17 protein-coding genes are annotated in these 18,433 nt (G+C 71.1%); 10 read left to right on the forward strand and 7 right to left on the reverse strand.

What is annotated here, in order from left to right; genetic code table 11:
• Positions 1-68 precede the first annotated feature (68 nt).
• The 5 genes from ACWGKJ_RS19200 (at position 69) to ACWGKJ_RS19220 (ending at position 5,084) form a co-directional block, all read left to right on the forward strand.
• Positions 69-455 carry a hypothetical protein gene (locus ACWGKJ_RS19200; RefSeq protein WP_385022094.1) on the forward strand — a complete coding sequence of 129 codons (387 nt, stop codon included), beginning with the start codon at positions 69-71 and terminating at the stop codon, positions 453-455.
• Positions 452-1,942 carry a sodium/solute symporter gene (locus tag ACWGKJ_RS19205; RefSeq protein WP_385022097.1) on the forward strand — a complete coding sequence of 497 codons (1,491 nt, stop codon included), beginning with the start codon at positions 452-454 and terminating at the stop codon, positions 1,940-1,942. Before ACWGKJ_RS19200 ends, ACWGKJ_RS19205 begins: the two co-directional genes overlap by 4 nt.
• Positions 1,939-3,126 (forward strand): histidine kinase, encoded by a 1,188-nt coding sequence (locus ACWGKJ_RS19210; protein WP_385022100.1) that lies wholly within the window; start codon positions 1,939-1,941, stop codon positions 3,124-3,126. Before ACWGKJ_RS19205 ends, ACWGKJ_RS19210 begins: the two co-directional genes overlap by 4 nt.
• 107 nt (positions 3,127-3,233) lie before the next feature.
• Positions 3,234-3,845, forward strand: a complete 612-nt coding sequence (locus ACWGKJ_RS19215) for a TetR/AcrR family transcriptional regulator (RefSeq protein WP_385022104.1) — start codon at positions 3,234-3,236, stop codon at positions 3,843-3,845.
• Positions 3,846-3,848: 3 nt separating this feature from the next.
• A complete protein-coding gene (locus tag ACWGKJ_RS19220; RefSeq protein WP_385022107.1) occupies positions 3,849-5,084 on the forward strand; it encodes an NADH:flavin oxidoreductase in 1,236 nt (411 codons plus the stop codon).
• A gap of 70 nt (positions 5,085-5,154) precedes the next feature.
• On the opposite strand, the gene ACWGKJ_RS19225 is transcribed toward ACWGKJ_RS19220, so the two are convergent.
• The 5 genes from ACWGKJ_RS19225 to ACWGKJ_RS19245 all read right to left on the reverse strand — a co-directional run bounded on the left by ACWGKJ_RS19225 (position 5,155) and on the right by ACWGKJ_RS19245 (position 8,324).
• A complete protein-coding gene (locus ACWGKJ_RS19225) occupies positions 5,155-5,640 on the reverse strand; it encodes a hypothetical protein (RefSeq protein ID WP_385022110.1) in 486 nt (161 codons plus the stop codon).
• 170 nt (positions 5,641-5,810) lie between these two features.
• Positions 5,811-6,347, reverse strand: coding sequence for a sigma-70 family RNA polymerase sigma factor (locus ACWGKJ_RS19230; RefSeq protein WP_385022112.1), 537 nt, complete (start codon positions 6,345-6,347; stop codon positions 5,811-5,813).
• A gap of 151 nt (positions 6,348-6,498) precedes the next feature.
• Positions 6,499-6,960 (reverse strand): universal stress protein, encoded by a 462-nt coding sequence (locus ACWGKJ_RS19235; RefSeq protein WP_385022115.1) that lies wholly within the window; start codon positions 6,958-6,960, stop codon positions 6,499-6,501.
• A gap of 32 nt (positions 6,961-6,992) precedes the next feature.
• The gene (locus tag ACWGKJ_RS19240; protein WP_385022118.1) at positions 6,993-7,760 is read right to left on the reverse strand and encodes a bestrophin-like domain; all 768 of its coding nucleotides are present in this window, start codon (positions 7,758-7,760) and stop codon (positions 6,993-6,995) included.
• A 27-nt stretch (positions 7,761-7,787) separates the two neighbouring features.
• Positions 7,788-8,324: a hypothetical protein gene (locus ACWGKJ_RS19245; RefSeq protein WP_385022121.1), complete on the reverse strand. Its 537-nt coding sequence runs from the start codon at positions 8,322-8,324 to the stop codon at positions 7,788-7,790.
• Between the two features lie 330 nt (positions 8,325-8,654).
• Between ACWGKJ_RS19245 and ACWGKJ_RS19250 the strand changes: the two genes are divergently transcribed.
• The gene (locus ACWGKJ_RS19250) at positions 8,655-9,467 is read left to right on the forward strand and encodes an SAM-dependent methyltransferase (protein ID WP_385022124.1); all 813 of its coding nucleotides are present in this window, start codon (positions 8,655-8,657) and stop codon (positions 9,465-9,467) included.
• Positions 9,464-11,647 (forward strand): putative bifunctional diguanylate cyclase/phosphodiesterase, encoded by a 2,184-nt coding sequence (locus ACWGKJ_RS19255; RefSeq protein ID WP_385022127.1) that lies wholly within the window; start codon positions 9,464-9,466, stop codon positions 11,645-11,647. The genes ACWGKJ_RS19250 and ACWGKJ_RS19255 overlap by 4 nt, the downstream gene beginning before the upstream one ends.
• Here ACWGKJ_RS19255 and ACWGKJ_RS19260 read toward each other — a convergent pair.
• The gene (locus ACWGKJ_RS19260; protein ID WP_385022130.1) at positions 11,617-12,537 is read right to left on the reverse strand and encodes a LysR family transcriptional regulator; all 921 of its coding nucleotides are present in this window, start codon (positions 12,535-12,537) and stop codon (positions 11,617-11,619) included. The two genes, ACWGKJ_RS19255 and ACWGKJ_RS19260, sit on opposite strands and share 31 nt — an antisense overlap.
• A gap of 97 nt (positions 12,538-12,634) precedes the next feature.
• On the opposite strand from ACWGKJ_RS19260, the gene ACWGKJ_RS19265 reads away from it, so the two are divergent.
• From ACWGKJ_RS19265 to ACWGKJ_RS19275, 3 genes are read left to right on the forward strand one after another with little or no spacing between them, the layout of a single operon-like run.
• Positions 12,635-13,339 (forward strand): succinate dehydrogenase cytochrome b subunit, encoded by a 705-nt coding sequence (locus ACWGKJ_RS19265; protein ID WP_385022132.1) that lies wholly within the window; start codon positions 12,635-12,637, stop codon positions 13,337-13,339.
• A 1-nt stretch (position 13,340) separates the two neighbouring features.
• The gene (locus tag ACWGKJ_RS19270; protein ID WP_385022135.1) at positions 13,341-15,290 is read left to right on the forward strand and encodes a fumarate reductase/succinate dehydrogenase flavoprotein subunit; all 1,950 of its coding nucleotides are present in this window, start codon (positions 13,341-13,343) and stop codon (positions 15,288-15,290) included.
• Positions 15,287-16,033 (forward strand): succinate dehydrogenase/fumarate reductase iron-sulfur subunit, encoded by a 747-nt coding sequence (locus ACWGKJ_RS19275; protein WP_385022138.1) that lies wholly within the window; start codon positions 15,287-15,289, stop codon positions 16,031-16,033. The genes ACWGKJ_RS19270 and ACWGKJ_RS19275 overlap by 4 nt, the downstream gene beginning before the upstream one ends.
• On the opposite strand, the gene ACWGKJ_RS19280 is transcribed toward ACWGKJ_RS19275, so the two are convergent.
• Positions 16,023-18,407, reverse strand: coding sequence for an ATP-binding cassette domain-containing protein (locus tag ACWGKJ_RS19280; RefSeq protein ID WP_385022141.1), 2,385 nt, complete (start codon positions 18,405-18,407; stop codon positions 16,023-16,025). The genes ACWGKJ_RS19275 and ACWGKJ_RS19280 overlap by 11 nt on opposite strands.
• Between the last annotated feature and the right edge of the window lie 26 nt (positions 18,408-18,433).

Here is an 18,433-nt window from a genome sequence, read left to right on the forward strand (position 1 = left end):
CCCCCTTAACGCGTACTCCTTCTCCGTTTGCCTCCCGGCCGTTCGCCCCGCTGCGTACACTCCGCGCCATGTCCGCTGAGCCGCCACCCCGACGCGAGACCGTGACGGGCGAGTCCCGGCGGGTGCGGCCGCTGCCCCGCCGCAGGGTGCCATCGGAACCGCTGTCCGCGCCCGCCGCGGCACTCGACGGGCAGACCGCGCTGGGCGACGCCTATGTCCGCTCCCTGATGCGCGGTCAGCTGCGGGCCGGGCTGGGTGCCTTCGGCCTGGTGGCGCTGCTGGCCGGCACCTTGCCGCTGGCCTTCGCCGCGCTCCGCAGCGACCTGGCCGTCTGGATCGTCCTGGGCCTCGGCGCCTATCCGGTCCTGGTGGCCGTCGCCTGGTGGTACATCCGCCGCGCGGAGCGCAACGAACGGGACTTCGCCCGGCTCGTGGAAGGCCGACCCGCGCGGTGAGCCGGACGTACGCCGTGGTGGCGGTGGCCGCCGTCGTCCTCGCCACGGTCCTGGTCGGAGGCTTCGGCCTGCGGATCTCCCGTACGACCTCCGACTTCTATGTGGCGTCGCGCACCGCGGGCCCACGGCTCAACGCCGCGGCGATCAGCGGTGAGTACCTCTCCGCCGCCTCCTTCCTCGGGATCGCCGGACTCGTCCTCGTCCACGGCCCCGGCATGCTCTGGTACCCGGTCGGCTACACCGCCGGATATCTCGTCCTGCTGGTGCTCATCGCCGCACCGCTGCGCCGCTCGGGCGCCTACACCCTGCCCGACTTCGCCGAGGGGCGCCTGGAGTCACGGCAGGTACGCGGGCTCGTCGGGGTCCTCGTCACCGGAGCGGGGTGGCTCTATCTGGTACCCCAGCTCCAGGGCGCCGGGCTCACCCTGGAGATCCTCACCGGCGCGCCCGGCTGGCTGGGCCCGGTGATCGTCGCCGCGGTCGTCGTGCTCTCGGTCGCCGCGGGCGGAATGCGCAGCATCACCTTCGTCCAGGCGTTCCAGTACTGGCTCAAGCTGACCGCCCTGCTGGTCCCGGCGCTCTTCCTGGTGCTCGCCTGGCAGGGCGACGGCCGGCCCCGGATGCCGGCCGCAGGCCCCCAACTGGCAGCCGCTGCGGGCCTCGACCGGGCGGGCCACCCGCTGTACGCGACCTACGGGCTGATCGTCGCGACCTTCCTCGGCACCATGGGCCTGCCCCATGTCGTCGTTCGCTTCTACACCAGCCCGGACGGCCGCACCGCCCGCCGTACCACCGTGGTGGTCCTGGCCATGATCGGCGTCTTCTATCTGCTCCCGCCGGTGTACGGGGCGCTGGGGCGGCTCTACGCGTCGGAGCTGTCCCTCGGCGGTGACGCCGACGCCGCCGTGCTGCTGCTGCCCGGCCGGGTGATCGGCGGCAGCGGCGGCGCACTGCTCGGCGCGCTCGTCGCGGGCGGTGCCTTCGCCGCGTTCCTCTCCACCGCGTCGGGGCTGACCATGGCCGTCGCCGGGGTCCTCACCCAAGGAGCCCGCGGCATACGCCACTTCCGCCTCGCCACGGTGCTGGCCATGGGCATACCACTCGGTGGCGCGCTGCTGGTCAGCGGTGTGCCGGTGGCCGACGCCGTCGGCATGGCCTTCGCGGTCTCCGCCTCGTCCTTCTGCCCCCTGCTGGTCCTGGGCATCTGGTGGCGCCGTCTCACCCCGCCGGGCGCCGTCGCGGGGCTGCTGCTCGGCGGTGGCTCCGCGCTGATCGCCGTGTCGGTGACGATGGGCGGGGGCGTACGGCCCGGCTGGGCGCACACCCTGCTCGCCTGGCCCGCCGTGTGGTCCGTACCGGTGGGCTTCCTCGCGATGATCCTGGTCTCGCTGGCCACCCCGGGCCGTATTCCGCCCGGCACCAGCGCCGCCATGGCCCGCTTCCACCTGCCGGAGGCGCTGGCCGCCGCCCGGGGCGGCGGCCGGTGAGCGGGGCCGCGACGGCCGCGCTGATCGTGCTCGGACCGCTGCTGCTCGCGGGCGGGTTCCTGCTGGGGCGGCGCACCCGCCCCGCGCGCGGCAGCGGCGTCGGGACCCCGGTCGAGCACGCCACGTTCGAGACGCTGCACGCCGCTTCGCTCGCCGCGCCGCCGCTGCGGGCCGGACTCACCGGGGAGAGCGCACGCAAGGCCGCACGCCGGCTGCGCTCGCTGCTCGGCACCGACGCACTCTGCCTCACCGACGACGAGCGCGTCCTCGCCTGGGACGGCATCGGGGAGCACCACCGGGCCCCCGCCATGGAACAGCTCAGCACCCTCCTGGACACCGGCAGGGACCAGGCGTTCAGCAGCGGCTGCGGCGATCCGGGCTGCCCGCTGCGCTGGGCCGTGGCCGTCCCGCTGACCGTCGACGGCCGGGTGCTCGGGGCGCTCGTCGCCTATGCTCCGCGCGAGTCCGCGGTGCTCGCCCGCGCGGCCGGGGAGGTGGCCCGCTGGGTCTCCGTACAGCTGGAACTCGCCGAACTCGACCGCTCACGTACGCAGTTGATCGAGGCCGAGATCAAGGCGCTGCGGGCGCAGATCTCCCCGCACTTCATCTTCAACTCGCTGGCGGCCATCGCCTCGTTCGTCCGTACCGACCCCGAACGCGCCCGCGAACTGCTGCTTGAGTTCGCCGACTTCACCCGCTACTCCTTCCGCAGCCACGGAGACTTCACCACGCTCGCCGACGAACTGCATTCCATCGACCAGTATCTGGCCCTGGTGCGCGCCCGCTTCGGCGACCGGCTCGGCGTCACGCTCCAGGTCGCGCCGGAGGTGCTGCCGGTGGCGCTGCCCTTCCTCTGTCTGCAGCCGCTCGTCGAGAACGCCGTCAAGCACGGCATCGAGGGGGAAGCCGGACAGAGCCGCATCACCATCAGCGCCCTCGACGCGGGCGCCGAGGCCGAGGTGGTGGTCGAGGACAACGGCGTCGGCATGGAACCGGAGCTGCTGCGCCGGATTCTGCGCGGTGAGGCCGGGACCTCCTCCGGAATCGGGCTGCTCAACGTGGACGAACGGCTGCGCCAGGTGTACGGGGACGGCTACGGCCTGGTGATCGAGACGGCGCGCGGCGCGGGCATGAAGGTGACCCTGCGCATCCCGAAATACCGTGCGGGCGTGCACGGTTCATGACCCACCGGGAACCCCCGGGGCGGCGGCTTCGCGTGCGGTGAACGGGATACGGGTTCTTTTCAATCAGTGATTGAAAAGTGTGGTGCGCTGTGCTGTGATGTCGTGCCATGGCCACCGACACCACCCGGGCCCGACTCCTCGACGCGGCCGAACGGCTCTTCCTGGAACACGGATATGAGCGTGTCTCGGCACGCGCCGTCAACGCCGCCGCGGGGATGAACCCCGCAGCGGTCCACTACCACTTCGGCTCCAAGGAGGGCTTGGTCGTAGCGCTGCTGCAGAGCCGGCTGGGCCCGCTCTGGGCGGGCCGCCTGACCGGGCTGACGCAGCGTCGCCAAGCAGGCTGGACCCCTGGTGCGGCCGAGATCGTCGATGTGGTCGTCCGGCCCCTGGACGAGCTCGCGGCCCGCCCCGGCGGGCGCATGCTGCTGCACCTGCTGGCCCGTGTGGTCTTCCGCAACCGGGACCTGCGCTGGGACGAGCCGTGGTTCCGCCACGACCCCTGGTGCGAGCTGCTGTCCGCCGCCCGCCCGGACCTGACGGCGCAGGAGGTCCAGGACCGCTGGTGCCTGGCCTTCGACCTGCTGCTCCAGCTGTACGGGGAACCCCTGGCCGACGCCGGAAGGCTCGGCGCGACCCCGGCCCCTCTGCCCGCCACGGTGATCGCCTTCGTGACGGCAGGTCTCGACGCCCCTTCCACGCAAGCGTACGAAGGATGACTCATGACTGTCCCGACATCCCGTGACCACCCTGACGTCCTCGCCCCGGCGAAGCTCGGCCCCCTCACCCTGCGCAACCGGATCATCAAGGCAGCCACGTTCGAGGGGGCCACACCTGACGCCCTCGTCAGCGACCGGCTCATCGAGTACCACCGGCGGCCCGCCGCCGGCGGCGTGGGGATGACCACCGTCGCGTACCTGGCGGTCGCGCCCGAGGGGCGCACCGAGCGCCGCCAGATCTGGATGCGCCCCGATGCGATACCGGGCCTGCGCCGTCTGACCGACGCCGTGCACGCCGAGGGCGCGGCGGTCTCGGCCCAGATCGGCCACGCCGGGCCGGTCGCCGACGCGAAATCCAACGGGCGGCCCGCGCTCGCGCCCGGACGCCTGTTCAACCCGGTCAGCATGAGGATGGCGAGGGCCGCGACCGACGCGGACATCGAGCGGATCACCCGCGCACACGGCGAGGCCGGGCGGATCGCCGTCGAATCGGGCTTCGACGCGGTGGAGATCCACCTCGGACACAACTACTTCGCCAGCTCGTTCCTGAGCCCGAAGATCAACAAGCGCCGGGACCGGTACGGCGGCAGCCTCGTCAACCGGGCGAGGGTCGCACGCGGTGTGGTCCGCGCGGTGCGCGAAGCGGTCGGCGACCGCCTCGCGGTCACCGCCAAGCTCAACATGGACGACGGTGTGCCCGGCGGCTTCTGGCTGGACGAGAGCATCCAGGTCGCCGAGTGGCTCCAGGAGGACGGCACGCTCGACGCGTTGGAGCTGACCGCGGGCAGCTCGCTGATGAACCCGATGTACCTCTTCCGCGGAGACGCGCCGATCCCCGAGTTCGCCGCGGCGTTCCCGCAGCCGCAGCGGCTGGGCGTACAGCTCATCGGGAAGAAGTTCCTCGTCGGCTATCCGTACCGGGAGGCGTTCCTGCTGGAGTCGGCGCGGCAGTTCCGCGCCGCGCTGGAACTCCCGCTGATCCTGCTCGGTGGCATCACCAACCGGGACACCATGGACCTGGCGATGGCCGAGGGCTTCGAGTTCGTGGCGATGGGCCGTGCACTGCTGCGCGAGCCGGACCTGATCCGGCGGATCGAGCAGGACCGGGCCACGAAGTCGCTGTGCATCCACTGCAACCGCTGCATGCCGACGATCTACTCCGGTACACGGTGCGTGCTGGTCGAGCCCGCATCGGACAGCCTTGGCCCTGAGCAACCGGACCGCACAGGCCGGCCGTAGGCACGCCGTTCGCCGGGCCGGCCGGTGGACCGGCAACGAAGAGCACCGCGGACCGCATGGGGCGGACCCCTCAGAACAGGTGGATCGCCAGATGGCCCAGCGGCAGCCCGAGCCGCCAGGCCGGGGTCCACACCCGGGGTTCTTCGTCCTGGCCGGCCACGGCTCCCGGTGCGACCGCGTCGAGGTCCGCGGCGAACAGTTCGGTGTCCTCCAGCCACCGCCAGGCCGCCAGGGCCAGCGGCAGATCGGGGCCCCCGCAACCGTCCGCGACCAGCGCCGCGATGCGGCCGCACACCCACTCCCGCCACCGGGCGTCGTACGAGGTGAGCGACAGCCACTCGTCGAGCCGTGCCACCGTCCGCGCCCCGCCGACCGCGCCGTCGGAGAGGAAGACGGTCAGGGCCAGCGCGTCCCGTCCCGCCTGGTACTCGATCGTCGTCGGCGGCATGAGATCGCCGGTGCGCAGCAGTTCATCCGCGATGTACTCGGCGTACATCCAGTCCATCGGGACCAGCAGTTCGTGACCGCTGGTCCCGTTGGTGCCCTCGGGACGCATCCCGTCTCGCCTCTTCCCTGACTCGGCCGGCCCGTTGCCCGGCACATCGGCAGGCGCGCCGTCCGGCGCTCCACGGAGCATTGAACCCGTGCCGGGCGCCCGCCGTTGCCATAAAGCCAGGATTCACCGGGCGGCGCGGCGCGGGGCGGGACGCGCCGCCGCCGTGAGGATCAGCGGCTTCCGTCCGGATAGCCCGGCAGGCTGCGGCCCAGGGCGCGCAGGGCGTAGTGCGAACGGGACTTGACGGTGCCGGCCGGTACGCCGAGCGCCGAAGCGGCCTCGTGCACACTCAGTCCGCGGAAGTAGAGCTGCACCAGTACCGCCCGGTGCTCCGGGCTCAGCGTCCGTACCGCCTCACGGACATCGAGGGCGGCGGCCGACCGCTCGGCGGGGTCGCCATGGGCCGCGGTGGACTCCAGCAGGCGGTCGCTCACCTCGGCCGGACGTGCCAGCCGGGACCTGCGGGCGTCGATGGCGAGCCGCCTGCCCACCGTGAACAGCCAGGGCCGTATCGACTCGTACGGTCCCTCGAACGCCTCGGGGTGCTGCCAGGCGCGTACCAGGGTCTCCTGCGCCAGGTCCTCGGCCCGCTGCCGGTCTCCGTACGTCAGACGCAGCAGGAACCGCAGCAGCGCACCGCCGTGGGCGCGCTGGAGTTCGCGGAGGTCCCGCTCGTCCGTTCCGCGGCAAGTCCGTGTGGAGGTCACCGTCGTATCCGAGCGCAGCACGGCCGGAAGGGACAGCGGCCCGGCACGGCTCTGCGGCGAGCGGTTGAACCGTGCGACGAACGGCACGGTGAGCGGTCGTCGTGCGGCCGGCTCCTGAGCGCCGGGGCCCTCGGGCGGCCTGTGGCTGCCGCTACGGAACGACGGTGACCGGCCAGCGGCCTGCCTTGACCAGCCGGACGGCGACCGAACCCACGATCCGGTGGCCGGCCGACTCGGAGGCTCCGACCACCACGGCGTCCGCCTTCAGCTCGTCGGCCGCCGTGACCAGGCCGTTGTACGGGTCGCCGCGGAAGGTGTGGAACTCCCAGCGCACGGCGAATATCTCCTTGACCCGCTCGGTCGCGGCCCGGATCTCGGCGACCAGCCCCTCGGCGATCTCCCCGGTGGTGTCCCCGACCGGGGCCCCGAGCGAGACCCCGGCGGAGAGCACCGGCTGGACGTACACGATGGCGAGCAGGGCGTTCTGCCGCCGGGCGAGCCCCCCGGCGTACGAGGCGGCCCGTAGCGACGGCTCCGATCCGTCGATTCCGACCACGATGACCTTGGGGCCGTCCGTACCGCGTTCGAACTGGTGAGGCTGCTGATCTGTCACGCCGAGAGGTTATCGCTCCGGCGTTCGGACTCCTATTTGGTGGCGTGCGGGAAGAGGTCGAGGAACGGTCCCGCGGTGGCGGAGATGACTCCCCTGCCGAAGGGAGCGTCGAAGTCCCAGATCAGGAAGAGCAGAAAGGCGATCAGCGCGCTGAAGAGCCCGGCGAGCAGCAGTTCCTTCGGGGAGCGCCGGATCTGGAGGGTGAAGATCAGCCCGACGGTGATCACCGCACCGACGATCAGGCCGAACCAGACCACCCCCGGCATCGTCGCCTGCGCGTTCTGCGCACGCGAACTGCGGGCGTCGTCGGCCGCCGACACCTGGTCGACCAGCGGCTGGTACGCCTCGCCCTCGTGATCGTTGGCCGGTTTGTAGTCGCTGACGTCCCGGCGTACCTGGCCGAGAAGTTGCGCTCCACGATCGGTGAGATCGCCGTGCTCGCCCATGTGTTTCCACTCGGTGTCCAGTACATAGCTGACATAGGTCTCCACATCGGAGTGGATGCGCTGGTGGACGGAGGGGGGATAGACGGCCGAGCGGGCGTCCACCTCGTGCAGGGCCTGGGCCTCCATGCGTACGGATTCCTGGGCGGCGCCGCGGCCCTCCCAGACGCCTGCGATGGCCAGACCCAGCACGATCGCGTAGATCACGCCGATCATCATCGTCATGTACTCGATGACGTCCGGTGTCTGCGAGGGATCGTCGTCCTCGGCGATCCGGCGGTTGCTGAGCAGGGTGATGGTCAGGACGACGGCACAGGCGGCCGCCATCGCGATGGTGAGAACAAGCCATTCCGACACGGGTGTCTCCGTCGGTCAACGGGCGGATCAGCGGGAGGATCGCGGGCGCAGAACGGCCACGGCGAAGACGGCCGGAGCCGTCACCAGAAGCATCAGCGTGACGATGGGCGGTCCGGTGTGCGGCTTCTTGCGCACCGGAGCCTTGTACGCCGGGAGGGCGACGGGCCTGGGTGAGGGCGGCCGCGGGCGCGCCGAGGGCTTCGGCGGCGCGGGCGGCTTCGGCCGTGCGACAGGGGCCGGAGGCGGCGGGGCGCGGTGCCGGACGGGCGGCGGGTGGTACACGGGCCGCGGTGGAGGCGGCGGTGGAGGCGGTGGCGGTTTCGGCCGGGGCTTCGGTGGCGGCGGTGGCGGGGGTTTCGGCTTGTGGGTGTGCTCGGCCGTGCAGCTGCTGCTCCCGCCGATGGCCACGGCTCTTCCCGAACCGGCCTGGCCCGACTGGGAGATGTAGGCGTACGAGCAGTCGGAGGCTGCCGCGGGCGCAGGTATCAGCGGGAGCCAGAGGAGGCCCGCCACTGCCAGCAGCCGGCCGGTGAGCGGAACGAGCGTCCGCGTCGATCGGTCCATGCCGAGCAGCATGATCCGCCCGGCGGGGCCGCACTCCGGCGTTGTCGCCGATTCGCCGGAAGGGGGGATATCTGCGCCTTTGTGTTTGCGGCGGTCATCTCACGTGTCACCCGCGGGAATTGCCGCGGAGTACGGTGCCTACGATGGGCTCCGCCACGCTCGCACGGAGCGCGCGGCGGCAGGCCGGAAGCACTTGCCAGCGGCGTGTGACCGAGAACGGACCGCCAATTTCCGTTTTTGCTCGCTCTCTTGCCGGGTGGTCAGTAGATTCGGCCCGAACAGTGGCCATGGACATGGCCGGACCGTCGTGCCGATTTGTTGGAGACATTGATGGAGCGTCCTGCCTGGGCCCCGCAGGGCATCGATCTTTCGGTGCCGAGTGTGTCGCGGATCTACGACTACTACTTGGGCGGTTCGCACAATTTCGAGGTGGACCGTGAGGCCGCCCGCAAAGCCATGGAGTTCATGCCGGGACTTCCCAAGGTGATGCAGGCGAACCGGGCCTTCATGCGCCGCGCGGTCAGGTTCGCCGTGGAACGGGGAATCACGCAGTTTCTCGACATCGGCTCCGGTATACCGACCTTCGGGAATGTGCACGAGGTCGCCCAGTCCATCGACCCGGACGCCCGGGTCGTGTACGTCGACCACGACCCGGTCGCCGTCGCCCACAGCAAGGCCGTGCTCGAAGGCAACGACCTGACCGCCGTGGCCGCGGCCGACCTGCGCAAGCCCCGGGAGATCCTGGACAGCCCGGAGGTCGCGGCCGTACTCGACCTGGAACGCCCGGTCGCGCTGCTGCTGGTCGCCGTACTCCACTTCATCGAGGACGCCGACGACCCGTACACGGCGGTCGCCGCCCTGCGCGACGCCCTGGCGCCCGGCAGTCTGCTGATCCTCACCCACGCCTCGTACGAGGGAATCCCCGTCCTGCAGGAGCAGGCGGGCGGCGCGGTCGGTGTCTACCGGAACATCCGCAACCCGCTGGTGATGCGCTCGCGCGAGGAGGTCGCCCGCTTCTTCGACGGGTACGAACTCGTCCAGCCCGGTCTGGTCACCATGCCGGAGTGGCGGCCCGAGACACCGGTCGACCAGGAGGACCCGTACGCCTTCTCCGGTGTCGTGGGCGTGGGACTCAGGCCATGAACGTGCCGAGCCAGAAGTCGGCGTCCCAGGCCGGCCAGGACAGCCCCGAGGACAGAATCGGCCGCTTCGCGACCATCTGGAGCCGGGCCATCTTCCCGTCCACCGCCACCTCGCTGACCAGGCCCGAGTTCGAGCAGCATCTGCTGCCGCTGGCGTGCTCCCTCAGCGAAGCGCTGCATGCCTGGCCCTTCGATCCGGCGCCGGCCCACCGGATCGGCGGCGACCTGGTGGCGGCCCACTGCACCGACCCCGACGCCCTCAGCCGGACGCTCGGGGTGGTCGACTCGTATCTGGTGCTCTACTGCGGTGAGAGGGAGTCGGGGCCCGACCTGACCGCCGAGGAGTTCCGCAACCGCTGTGCCCGCCTCCAGCACGCGCTGGCCGCCGGCTTCTCCCAGGCGCTGCGGGAGCGCACCCTCGCGGAGCAGGAAGCCATCGCCCGCTCGGCGCTCTCCGCCCGCAGCGCCGCCGAGGAGGCCCTGCACGTCACCGAGACCCGGTTCAGGGCGGTGTTCGAGGACGCGGCCGTCGGCATAGGCATCGCCGACCTGGACGGCAACATCCTGGAGATCAACGCCGCCCTGCTGCGGATGTTCGGCGGGGTCGACCACCACGTACGCAGCCGCAAGGTGAACGAGTGGGTGCACCCCGACGACGCCCCGCACGTCTGGCGGCTCCACGCCGAGCTGGTACGCGGCGACCGTGAGCACTACCGGGTCGAGAAGCCGTACTACCGCAATGACGGCACCGTCCTGTGGACCAATCTCACGGTCTCCCTGCTGCGGGACGCCGAGGGCAATCCGCAGTACCAGCTGGCGCTCATCGAGGACACCACCGAGCGGCGGCTGCTCAATCTGCGGCTGCGGTACGAGGCGACGCACGACGCGCTGACCGGGCTGCCCAACCGCACGCTCTTCTTCGAGCGGCTGGAGAAGGCGGTCACCGCGCCCGACGGGCTGCGCTTCGGCCTCTGCTATCTGGACCTCGACGGCTTCAAGGCGATCAACGACAGCCTCGGGCACTCGGCGGGGGACCGGATGCTGGTCGAGGTCGCCGACCGGCTGCAGAGCTGCGCCACGGCGTCCGGCGAGATGGTGGCCCGACTGGGCGGGGACGAATTCGTCGCGCTCACCACGGGATACGAGTCGGCCGACGAGGTCGAGGAGCTGGCCGTACGCATCCTGTCGGTCCTGGCGGCCCCCATCCGTATCGACGGCCGGGAGCTGACCGTCCGGGGGAGCATCGGGGTGGTCGAGGGGCTGTCCGGGGCGCAGAGCGCGGCCGAGGTACTGCGCAGCGCCGACATCACCATGTACCGGGCCAAGGCGGCGGGCGGCAACCGCTTCCAGCTGGCCGACGCCGAGGCGGACGCCCGCGCCATCACCCGGCACGGCCTCACCACCGCGCTGCCCGCGGCCCTGGAGCGCGGTGAGTTCTTCATCGAGTACCAGCCGCTGGTGCACCTCGGCGACGGCACCGTGCACGGCGCGGAGGCGCTGGTGCGCTGGTCACACCCGCAGCACGGGATACTCGGGCCCGACCGGTTCATCTCGCTCGCCGAGCACACCGGGCTGATCGTGCCGCTCGGCCGCTGGGTCCTGGAGGAGTCGGTACGCCAGGCGCGGGGCTGGCAGCAGCTGCACCCCGCGCACAGCGACGGCGGTCCGCTGCGGATCAATGTGAACCTCTCGCCCACCCAGCTCCACCACCCGGGTCTGGTCGCCGACACGGTGGCGGTCCTGGAGCGCACCGGTCTCGATCCGGGGGCGCTCTGCCTGGAGGTAACCGAGTCGGCGCTGATCGGCGCCGACGACGATCTGCTCAAACCGCTGCGGCAACTGGCCGACATGGGCGTGGACATCGCGCTGGACGACTTCGGCACCGGCTACTCCAACCTCGCCAATCTGCGCAGGCTGCCGGTGAGTGTGCTGAAGCTGGACAGGTCGTTCACGCAGTCGATGCAGCAGCACCCGGCCGACCCGGTCGACCTCAAGATCGTCGAGGGGATCGTGGCCCTGGCGCACAGCCTGGAGCTGGCGGTCACCGTCGAGGGCGTGGAGACCGGCGCACAGGCCGACCAGCTCAAGGAGCTGGGCTGCGACACGGCTCAGGGCTGGTACTACGCGAGGCCGGGCGCACCCGACCGGATTCACACGCTGTCGCTGGCCGACGCGGTGTGACCGGTGCCCGCCGGGGCGTCGGCGAGCAGGACCTCCTGGAGGACCCGGGCGGCGCGCGGCGGCGCCACATCGCTGCGGTGGGCCAGCGCGATCGTACGGCGCAGTCCGGGGCGGGCCAGCGGGGTGACCCGCAGCCCGTGTCCGGCCCTGGCCGCGATCATGGCGGGCACGACCGCGATGCCGAGCCCGGCCCGTACGAAACCGAGCACCGCGTCCATCTCGCCGCCCTCCACGGTGAAGTACGGCTCGAACCCCTCGGCCCGGCAGGCCGAGAGCGTGAGGTCCCGCAGGTCGTAGCCGTGCCGGAACATCACCATCGGCTCGCCCTCCAGGTCGGCGATCCGCAGGGGTGAGTGCGGCGGGGCGGCCGCCGGCGACGAGACGACGACCAGGTCCTCGTGGAACAGCTCGACGGTGGTGAGTGCGGGCGAGGGGGCGGGCAGCGGGAGGACGACCAGCGCGAGATCCAGGGCGCCGCGCGCCAGCTCCCGCACGAGGTCGTGCGAGCCGCCCTCCTCGATCATCAGCTGGATACCGGGGTGCTGGTCGTGGAAGGTGCGCAGCACATCGGGGAGCAGACCGGTGCAGAGGCTCGGTGTCGCGCCCAGCCTGACCCGGCCGCGCCTGAGCTGGGCCAGCTCCTGCACCTCGTGGCGGGCCGTCTCGGCGTCGGCGAGGATCCGCCGGGCGAGCGGCAGCAGCGTCTCCCCGGCGTCGGTGAGGGCGATGTTGCCGCGGGCCCTGCTGAACAGGGCGGCGCCCAGCTCCTTCTCCAGCGCCCTGATCTGCTGGGACAGCGAGGGCTGGGCGACATGCAGCTCCTCGGCGGCGCGGGTGAAGTGACGGGTCTCGGCGACGGCGACGAAATACCCGAGCTGCTGGAGCTGCATGGCTACCACCGTAACCGAGCACGATAGCCAGCGGCTATGGATATGAGGCGTTCCATGTCTTGGACCACTGGCCACGCGATCCGTAACGTGTTCTGACATGGCACTGGCAACGAAGACGGACCGACGGCCGTCCATGGCGCGCTCGGTCTGGTCATCGACCGTGGGCAAGAAGACGATCATGGCCGTGAGCGGTCTGATCATGCTGCTGTACCTGGTCGTCCACATGTTCGGCAACCTGAAGATCTTCTTCGGCTCCGGGCAGTTCAACAGCTACGCGCACTGGCTGCGCACCATCGGTGAGCCCTTCCTCCACTACGAGTGGGCGCTGTGGATCATCCGCGTCGTGCTCGTCGCCGCGGTGGTGCTGCACGCCGTCTGCGCCTACCAGCTCAGCCGCCGCGATCTGCGGGCCCGCCCGGTCGCGTACGCGCACAAGCGCCCGCGCGCCAGCTATGCCACCCGCACCATGCGCTGGGGCGGCATCATCCTCGCCCTGTTCATCGTCTGGCACCTGCTGGACTTCACCACCCTCACGGTGAACGACAACGCCCAGCCAGGACACCCCTACGAGAACGTCGTGGCGACGTTCCACACCTGGTACGGCGATGTCATCTACATCGTCGCGATGCTCGCGCTCGGTCTGCACATCAGGCACGGCTTCTGGAGCGCGGCACAGACCCTCGGCGCCGGGAAGGCCACCCGCGACCGGGTGCTGAAGGCCGTCGCCAACATCCTCGCGCTGGTGCTGACGGTGGGTTTCATCTCGGTACCCGTCGCCGTCATGACCGGAGTCGTGAGCTGACATGACCGCCTACACGCAGTACACGACCGGCGCCCCGGCCGCCGACACCAAGGCCCCGCAGGGGCCGGTCGCCGACCGCTGGGACACCCGCCGCTTCGAGGCCAAGCTGGTCAACCCGGCCAACCGCCGCAAGCACACCGTCATCGTCGTCGGCACCGGACTCGCGGGCGGCTCCGCCGGCGCCACCCTCGCCGAACAGGGCTACCACGTCGTGCAGTTCTGCTACCAGGACTCACCGCGCCGGGCCCACTCCATCGCCGCGCAGGGCGGGATCAACGCCGCCAAGAACTACCGGAACGACGGCGACTCGGTGCACCGGCTCTTCTACGACACCGTCAAGGGCGGCGACTTCAGGTCCCGCGAGTCCAACGTCCACCGGCTCGCCCAGATCTCGGTGGAGATCATCGACCAGTGCGTCGCCCAGGGCGTGCCGTTCGCCCGTGAGTACGGCGGACTCCTCGACACCCGCTCCTTCGGCGGCGTCCAGGTCTCCCGTACCTTCTACGCCCGTGGCCAGACCGGGCAGCAGCTGCTCCTCGGCGCCTACCAGGCGCTCTCCCGGCAGATCGCGGCCGGCACCGTCGAGATGCACCCGCGCACCGAGATGCTCGACCTGATCGTGGTGGACGGCAAGGCCCGCGGGATCGTCGCCCGCGATCTGATCACCGGGAAGATCTCGACGTACTTCGCGGACGCGGTGGTGCTGGCCAGCGGCGGCTACGGCAACGTCTTCTACCTCTCCACCAACGCCATGAACTCCAACGCCACCGCGGCCTGGCGCGCCCACCGCCGCGGCGCCTGGTTCGCCAACCCCTGCTTCACCCAGATCCACCCCACCTGCATCCCGCGCACCGGAGAGCACCAGTCGAAGCTCACCCTGATGAGCGAATCGCTGCGCAACGACGGCCGGATCTGGGTGCCGAAGGCGAAGGGCGACGACCGCCCCGCCAACGAGATCCCCGAGGACGAGCGCGACTACTACCTGGAACGCACCTACCCGTCGTTCGGGAACCTCGTGCCGCGCGACATCGCCTCGCGGGCCGCGAAGAACGTCTGCGACGAGGGACGCGGGGTCGGACCCGGCGGGCAGGGCGTCTATCTGGACTTCGCCGACGCGATCACGCGCATGGGCCGCCGGGCCGTCGAGGAGAAGTACGGCAACCTCTTCGACATGTACGCGCAGATCACCGCGGAGAACCCGTACGAGACACCGATGCGCATCTACCCGGCCGTGCACTACACGATGGGCGGACTCTGGGTCGACTACGACCTCCAGACCACCATCCCGGGGCTGTTCGCGATCGGTGAGGCCAACTTCTCCGACCACGGCGCCAACCGGCTCGGCGCCTCCGCGCTGATGCAGGGGCTCGCCGACGGCTACTTCGTCCTGCCGTCCACCATCAACGACTACCTCGCCCGCAACCCGCACCACGAGGAGATCACCGCCGACCATCCGGCGGTGGCCGAGGCCGTCGCCGAGACCGAGGACCGGCTCAATCTGCTGCTCTCGGTCGACGGTGACCGCACCCCGGACTCCTTCCACCGCGAGATCGGTGAACTGATGTGGGAGCTCTGCGGGATGGCCCGTACGGACGACGGCCTGCGCAAGGCGCTCGACCGGCTGCCGCGGATCCGCGAGGAGTTCTGGCGCCGTATCAAGGTGCCGGGCACCGGCGAAGAGTTCAACCAGTCGCTGGAGCGCGCCAACCGCGTCGTGGACTACCTGGAGCTCGCCGAGCTCATGTGCCTCGACGCCCTGCACCGCGCGGAATCCTGCGGAGGCCACTTCCGCGAGGAGTCCCAGACCCCGGACGGGGAGGCCGCGCGGCGCGACGAGGAGTTCTCGTACGCCGCCGCCTGGGAGTTCACCGCCACCGGCGACGCCCCCGTCCTGCACAAGGAAGACCTGGTCTTCGAGTACGTCCACCCCACTCAGCGGAGCTACGCATGAAGCTCACCCTGCGCGTCTGGCGCCAGCAGAACGCGGCCGCCCCCGGCGCTATGACGACCTACGAAGTCGACGACATCTCACCGGACATGTCGTTCCTGGAGATGCTCGACACCCTCAACGAGGAGCTGACGCTCAAGGGCGACCAGCCCGTCGCCTTCGACCACGACTGCCGCGAGGGCATCTGCGGCGCGTGCAGCCTCGTCATCAACGGTGACGCCCACGGACCGGAGCGCACCACCACCTGCCAGCTCCATATGCGCTCCTTCCGGGACGGCGACACCATCGACGTCGAACCGTGGCGTGCCTCGGCCTTCCCGGTCGTGAAGGACCTCGTGGTGGACCGGTCGGCCTTCGACCGGATCATCCAGTCCGGCGGCTACGTCAGCGTCCCGACCGGCGCGGCGCCCGAGGCGCACGCCACGCCCGTACCGAAGGCGGACGCCGACTACGCCTTCGAGCACGCCGAGTGCATCGGCTGCGGTGCCTGTGTGGCGGCCTGCCCCAACGGCTCCGCGATGCTCTTCACATCCGCGAAGATCAACCATCTCAATGTGCTCCCGCAGGGCGCCCCCGAGCGCGAGACCCGGGTGCTCGACATGGTCACGCAGATGGACGACGAGGGGTTCGGCGGCTGCACGCTCACCGGGGAGTGCGCCACCGCCTGCCCCAAGGGCATCCCGCTGCCGTCGATCACCGCGATGAACAAGGAGTGGCTCCGGGCCACCCGCAAGGTCAGCCGCTGACGCGGTCCCCCGCGGTGCCCGGCATCGCGTCCGTGCCGCGCAGCGCGCGCAGCAGATAGGGCGCGGTCCGGCTGCCTGGCGCGGCAGCCACCTCATCCGGCGGGCCCGCGGCGACGATCCGTCCGCCGTCGCCGCCCCCGCCGGGGCCCAGGTCGATCACCCAGTCGGCCCCGGCCACCACCGTCATGTCGTGCTCGACCACCACCACCGTGTGGCCCGCGTCGGCCAGTCCGTGCAACTGCCGCATCAGGACCTCCACATCGGCCGGATGCAGCCCGGTGGTCGGCTCGTCCAGGACGTACAGGGTGTGCGCCCCGCGGGCGCGCTGCAGCTCGCTCGCCAGCTTGATGCGCTGCGCCTCGCCGCCCGACAGCTCGGTCGCGGGCTGTCCGAGCCGCAGATAGCCGAGCCCCACGTCGAGCAGGGTCCGCAGACTGCGGGCGGCGGCGGGCGATCCGGCGAAGAACTCGGCGGCCGCCTCCACCGTCAGATCGAGGACATCGGCGATGGTGCGGCCCCGGTGCCTGATCTCCAGCGTCTCCGGGTTGTACCGCGCCCCGTGGCAGTCCGGGCACGGCGCGTACGTACTGGGCAGGAAGAGCAGCTCGACGGAGACGAACCCCTCGCCCTGGCAGGTCTCGCACCGTCCCCCCGGCACATTGAACGAGAACCGGCCCGCCCGGTACCCACGGGCCCGCGCCTCGTCGGTGGCGCTGAACAGCTTCCGTACGGTGTCGAAGAGACCGGTGTACGTGGCGAGGTTGGACCGGGGGGTGCGCCCGATCGGCTTCTGATCAACCGTCACCAGGCGTTGCACGCCGGGAAGTTCCTCGATGATCTCGCTCACCAGGGTGGACTTCCCCGACCCGGACACCCCGGTCACCGCCGTGAGTACACCGAGCGGGACCGAGGCCCGCAGCCCTTCGAGGTTGTGCCGGGTCACCGGGCCGATCTCCAGCATCCCGGACGGCTCTCGCACCGTGCGCTCCGGAGCCCCGGAAGAGTCGAAGAGATAGCGCCGGGTCACCGAATCGGCGACATCCGCGAGGAGCGCGGGCGGCCCGCTGTGCAGCACCCGGCCGCCGTGCTCACCCGCATGGGGTCCCACATCGACCAGCCAGTCCGCACGGCGTACGACATCGAGCTGATGCTCGACCACGAAGACGGAGTTGCCCGTCTCCCCGAGCCGGTCGAGCACCACCAGCAGCGCCTCGGTGTCCGCCGGGTGCAGCCCCGCCGACGGCTCGTCGAGCACATACACGACGCCGAAAAGCCCCGACCTCAACTGGGTGGCGAGCCGCAGCCGCTGGAGTTCGCCCGAGGAGAGGCTCGGGGTGGTGCGGTCCAGGCTCAGATAGCCCAGGCCCAGTTCGGTGACGACCGCGATACGCGCCAGCAGATCGCCGGTCAGCACCTTCGCCGTCTCGCCGCCGCCGTCCGCTTCCGCGAGCACCCCGGCGAGACCGGAGAGCGGGAGCGCGGCGAGTTCGGCGATCGTACGTCCGGCGAAGGTGACCGCGAGGGACTCGGGGCGCAGCCGGTGGCCCCCGCACACCGGGCACGGCGCGCTCGTCAGGAAGCGCTCGGCCCTGGCACGCAGCGACGGGCTCCGGGAGTCCGCGAAGGTGTGCAGCACATACCGCTGCGCGCTCATGTACGTGCCCTGGTACGGGCGGTGGATCCGTCCCGCGTCCCGCACCGGGTGCACGGTCACCACCGGCTGCTCGTCGGTGAAGAGCATCCAGTCGCGGTCCTGCTGCGCCAGTTCACGCCAGGGCCGGTCCACGTCGTACCCGAGCGCGTCCAGCACATCGCGGAGGTTCTTGCCCTGCCAGGCCCCGGGCCAGGCCGCGATGGCCCCCTCCCTGACGGAGAGCGAGGGGTCGGGAACGAGGAGCGCCTCGCTGGTGCGGTGCACCCGCCCGAGGCCGTGACACTCCGGACAGGCGCCGGCCGCGGTGTTCGGCGAGAACGCGTCCGAATCGAGCCGCTCGGCCCCCGCCGGGTAGTCACCCGCGCGGGAGAAGAGCATCCGCAGTGAGTTCGAGAGGGTGGTGACCGTTCCGACCGAGGACCGGGAGGTGGGCGCGGACCTGCGCTGTTCCAGCGAGACCGCGGGCGGAAGACCGCTGATCGAGCCGACCTTCGGCGCCCCCACCTGGTGGATGAGGCGCCGGGCGTACGGAGCGACCGACTCGAAGTAGCGCCGCTGGGCCTCCGCGTAGACCGTGCCGAAGGCCAGCGAGGACTTGCCCGAGCCCGAGACCCCCGTGAACACCACCAGGGCGTCGCGGGGGATGTCCACATCGACGCCGCGGAGATTGTGCTCACGGGCGCCACGGACACGGACATACGGGTCATGGGGGCTTTGCATAACGGAATTCTAGGCGGCGCTCTCCC

The organism is Streptomyces sp. NPDC054757 (assembly GCF_053612185.1).

What these genes read in the sequence shown, in the direction of transcription:
- ACWGKJ_RS19200 (WP_385022094.1), top strand. Translation starts at nt 69, where the DNA reads ATGTCCGCTGAGCCGCCACCCCGACGCGAGACCGTGACGGGCGAGTCC.
- ACWGKJ_RS19215 (WP_385022104.1), top strand. Translation starts at nt 3,234, where the DNA reads ATGGCCACCGACACCACCCGGGCCCGACTCCTCGACGCGGCCGAACGG.
- ACWGKJ_RS19220 (WP_385022107.1), top strand. Translation starts at nt 3,849, where the DNA reads ATGACTGTCCCGACATCCCGTGACCACCCTGACGTCCTCGCCCCGGCG.
- ACWGKJ_RS19225 (WP_385022110.1), bottom strand. Translation starts at nt 5,640, where the DNA reads ATGCGTCCCGAGGGCACCAACGGGACCAGCGGTCACGAACTGCTGGTC.
- ACWGKJ_RS19245 (WP_385022121.1), bottom strand. Translation starts at nt 8,324, where the DNA reads ATGGACCGATCGACGCGGACGCTCGTTCCGCTCACCGGCCGGCTGCTG.
- ACWGKJ_RS19250 (WP_385022124.1), top strand. Translation starts at nt 8,655, where the DNA reads ATGGAGCGTCCTGCCTGGGCCCCGCAGGGCATCGATCTTTCGGTGCCG.
- ACWGKJ_RS19255 (WP_385022127.1), top strand. Translation starts at nt 9,464, where the DNA reads ATGAACGTGCCGAGCCAGAAGTCGGCGTCCCAGGCCGGCCAGGACAGC.
- ACWGKJ_RS19260 (WP_385022130.1), bottom strand. Translation starts at nt 12,537, where the DNA reads ATGCAGCTCCAGCAGCTCGGGTATTTCGTCGCCGTCGCCGAGACCCGT.
- ACWGKJ_RS19265 (WP_385022132.1), top strand. Translation starts at nt 12,635, where the DNA reads ATGGCACTGGCAACGAAGACGGACCGACGGCCGTCCATGGCGCGCTCG.
- ACWGKJ_RS19270 (WP_385022135.1), top strand. Translation starts at nt 13,341, where the DNA reads ATGACCGCCTACACGCAGTACACGACCGGCGCCCCGGCCGCCGACACC.
- ACWGKJ_RS19275 (WP_385022138.1), top strand. Translation starts at nt 15,287, where the DNA reads ATGAAGCTCACCCTGCGCGTCTGGCGCCAGCAGAACGCGGCCGCCCCC.
- ACWGKJ_RS19280 (WP_385022141.1), bottom strand. Translation starts at nt 18,407, where the DNA reads ATGCAAAGCCCCCATGACCCGTATGTCCGTGTCCGTGGCGCCCGTGAG.